Annotated in this window: 3 protein-coding genes; all 3 read left to right on the top strand. The window is 60.6% G+C overall.

Features of this window, described 5'->3' with window-relative positions; genetic code table 11:
• Nucleotides 1-1612, top strand: a 1612-nt coding sequence (locus AC1DSN_RS20080) for a TonB-dependent receptor (protein ID WP_477332455.1), incomplete at its 5' end; no start/stop codon positions are given.
• A gap of 41 nt (nt 1613-1653) precedes the next feature.
• Complete coding sequence (locus tag AC1DSN_RS20075; protein WP_477295214.1) at nt 1654-2541, top strand: dihydrodipicolinate synthase family protein; 888 nt, start codon at nt 1654-1656, stop codon at nt 2539-2541.
• 24 nt (nt 2542-2565) lie between these two features.
• The gene (locus AC1DSN_RS20070) at nt 2566-3447 is read left to right on the top strand and encodes an ATP-grasp domain-containing protein (RefSeq protein ID WP_477295212.1); all 882 of its coding nucleotides are present in this window, start codon (nt 2566-2568) and stop codon (nt 3445-3447) included.
• Nucleotides 3448-3524 lie beyond the last annotated feature (77 nt).

The following is a 3524-nucleotide window of genomic DNA, read 5'->3' as shown; positions in this document are numbered from 1 at the left end:
CGGCTATATCGATCGCTACCCGATCTCGCCGACCAATTACCTCGAGGCGGATCCGGACGGCAAGAAGAAGGACAACGTCAACACGTACAAGACCTACGGCACGCGCGTCGCGATGCTGATCAAGCCGGACGACACGCTTTCCATCACGCCCAGCTTCATCTACCAGTATTCCAAGCTGGGATCGCCGTTTACCTACGACAAGATCCCCGCGACGCTTAGCGATCCGTACCAGGTGCGCGACGTCAACGAAGCCAATGTGCAGAAGTCGACGATATCCAATATCGCCATCCACAAGCAGTTCGACGCGTTCGAGTTGATGTCGTCATCGTCGTATTTCACGCGCGATGTCAATATTCGCGACGACAGCTCAAAGGTCATCAATTACTTCTTCGGCTTGCCGAGTGTCTATCCGACCACGATGTACGGCAGCTACAAGAACAAGGAATTTACCGAAGAAGTGCGGGCGACCAGCAAGTTCGACGGTCCCGTGCAGGCCATCCTCGGGGCGTTCTATCATGACGTCCGCGCCCCGCTCGTCTCGTCGATCCCTTATCCCGACGGATTCAACCAGACGTTCAACACGCCCTTCCCGGCGTACTCGACGATCTACGCCGGTGCGCGCAATGCCACGCTCCACGAATACGCCGTGTTCGGCGAGTTGTCCTGGAACATCACCGATAAACTGAAAGCCAGCGCGGGCATCCGTGCATTCGAGGTCAAGCAGGGCTTCTCGCAGACCGGCGACGGCCTGCTCAACGGTGGCCCCAGTGCCGTGCAGAGCAGCTCGAAGGACTACGGCAGTACACCGAAGTTCACGCTGCAGTACCAGATCAGTCCCGAAAACATGGTCTATGCCACGGCCTCCCAGGGCTATCGGCCGGGTGGTCCAAACAACCCCGCGCCCGCGGCCCTGTGCGGCACGGAAGTGGCCGGCCTGGGTCTCAGCCAGTCGCAGTTGAACAAGTACAACCCGGATACGCTGTGGAACTATGAGCTGGGCTTCAAGAGCGCCTGGCTGGAGCATCGGTTGCTCGTCGACGCGTCGGTCTACCACATCGACTGGAACCACGTTCAACAGCAGATCGTCCTGGGCTGCGGCTACAACATCACCGCCAACTTCGGTAAGGCCGTCAGCCAGGGCGCGGAACTGGAAATGAAGTTCCTGCCGATCAACGCGGTGACATTGAGCGCCGGCTTCAGCTACAACGACGCACACCTGAAGAACGATGTGCCCGGTACGGATGCGAAGGACGGCGACCGCCTGGTGAACGTGCCGCGTTTCAGCGGCTCGCTCGCGGCCGAGTACCGCCATCGTGTCAACGTGCAGTACGACGGTTTCATGCGCGCCGACCTCAGCTACGTCGGGAATTCGAACTTCCTGTACGACAGGGACAGCCCGTTCTATCGCCGGGGTGGTTTCGCCACCACCAACATCCGCATGGGCGTGGAAGGTCGTAACGGCTTCGATATCTCGCTGTACGCCACCAACCTGTTCGACAAGCATGGCGAGACCGACCTGCCGGTCGCTATTTCAGCCGATCTGCCGACGACCCGTCGCGTCGCCCTCAACCAGCCGCGTACGATCGGCGTCACCTTGCAGTACCAGTACTGAAGTCTTCTACAATCGAAGGGGCCATTTTGGAGGAATGACCCATGTTTTCCGGTTTGAGTGCATTTCCACTGACTCCCTTGAATGAGGCGGGCATCGACGAGGCCACCTTCGTCCGACTGATTGAGCGGCTCGCCGGCGCGGGGGTCGATTCCATCGGAGCCTTGGGTTCGACGGGTAGCTATGCCTATCTCACGCGACAGGAGCGCCTGCGTGTTGCGCAGCTTGCCGTGCAGCACGCGGGCGAGATTCCTGTGATGGTCGGCATAGGCGCCCTACGTACGCGCGATGTCCTGGAACTGGCACAGGTTGCGCAGAAGGTCGGTGTGCGCGGCGTACTGCTGGCCCCTATGTCCTATCAGAAGCTCACGGAAGATGAGGTCTTCGGGCTTTTTGAAGCCGTGACCAGCTCGCTGTCCGTGCCGTTATGCGTGTACGACAACCCGACTACGACGCACTTCGAATTCACCGATGAATTGCATGGCCGAATCGCGCAGCTTCCGAACGTTGCGTCGATCAAGATTCCGGGCGTACCGGCCGATCCCGCCGCGGCTCGCTCGCGCGTTGAGCGGTTGCGCGCTTTGATTCCCGCGCACGTAACGATCGGCGTCAGCGGCGATGCCTTCGCCGCCACCGGCCTGAACGCGGGATGCGAAGCCTGGTATTCGGTGATTGGTGGCCTTTTCCCGCAGCTCGCCCTGGCGATCACGCGGGCCGCCCAAGCGGGGAACGCGCAGGAGGCTGAGCGGCTGTCCGAACGGCTCGCGCCTCTGTGGAAGCTGTTCCTTCAATACGGTGGCCTACGCGTCGTCGCTAAGGCCGCTGAACTTCGCGGACTGGCCGCCAGGTGTCTGCCCTTGCCGGTCAAGCCGCTGCAACCGGACGCGACGCAGCGCCTGGGCGCCATTCTCGACGAACTCGAGCTGGCCTAACCTTCGCTATGGGATGACGGTGTCATGTCGGATTCGTATACGCACCGCCTGGCCGTCGCCACTTCCGTGGCCGAGCCTGGCATCCACCCCGACGATAAAAACCTCGTCGCGTCGCTGAGAGGCTTCGGCGTCGAGGTGACTGCTTGTATCTGGAATGACCCTGCCGTGGATTGGGCGACCTTCGACGCCGTGCTGATCCGTTCGATCTGGGACTACTTCAAGCATTACGCCCGCTTTAAACAATGGCTTGGCCAGCTACCCGTGCCAACGATCAACAACAAGGAGCTGCTGCTCTGGAATAGCGACAAGCGTTACCTTATCGAGTTGGCGACACACGGCGTTCCGATCATTCCCACGCAGATCGTGCCGGCATCGCAGTTGCCCGATACCCTGGCAGCCATGCCTTCTCGTGAGGTGGTGATCAAGCCGACGATAAGTGGTACGGCATGGCACACGGTGCGTGGCGTGGCCGGCGACACGGTGTTCGGTCAAGTCGTTGCGAAACTCCCGCCCGAGTTCGACTATTTGGTGCAGCCCTACGTGCCCGAAGTTGCCAGCGACGGAGAATGGTCGTTGCTATTCTTCGACGGGGAATACAGTCACGCAGTCATCAAGCGGCCCAAGGCCGGCGACTATCGTGTGCAAAGCGATTTCGGCGGCGTCGCCCAGGCGTCCGAACCCGGTGACGACCTGATTGCCAGTGCTAGCCGTGTCCTCGAGGCTGCGGCGGCGATGGGTCACGCCGACGTAGCCTATGCGCGCATCGACGGGGTTATCTCTCAGGGCCAATTCTTGCTGATGGAACTGGAAATGATTGAGCCCTTCCTGCATCTCGGACATCAGGTTGAAGCCTCGGAACGCTTTGCTGCCAATCTGGTTAGGCGATTGGCAGCTTCGACGGACTAAGGCGCCCTGCTCTTCCGCGCGACTTACCAGTCGGTCGGCCGATAATCCTTGAGGAACTGTCCCCACACGTGCTCACC

The organism is Luteibacter sp. P4_D7_3, from assembly GCF_056401735.1.
The sequence above is the reverse complement of the archived record's forward strand: the minus strand, read 5'-3'. Positions and strand labels throughout refer to the sequence as shown.

Excerpts from the sequence above, each read along its gene's own strand:
- AC1DSN_RS20075 (WP_477295214.1), top strand. The coding sequence starts at position 1,654 with ATGTTTTCCGGTTTGAGTGCATTTCCACTGACTCCCTTGAATGAGGCG.
- AC1DSN_RS20070 (WP_477295212.1), top strand. The coding sequence starts at position 2,566 with ATGTCGGATTCGTATACGCACCGCCTGGCCGTCGCCACTTCCGTGGCC.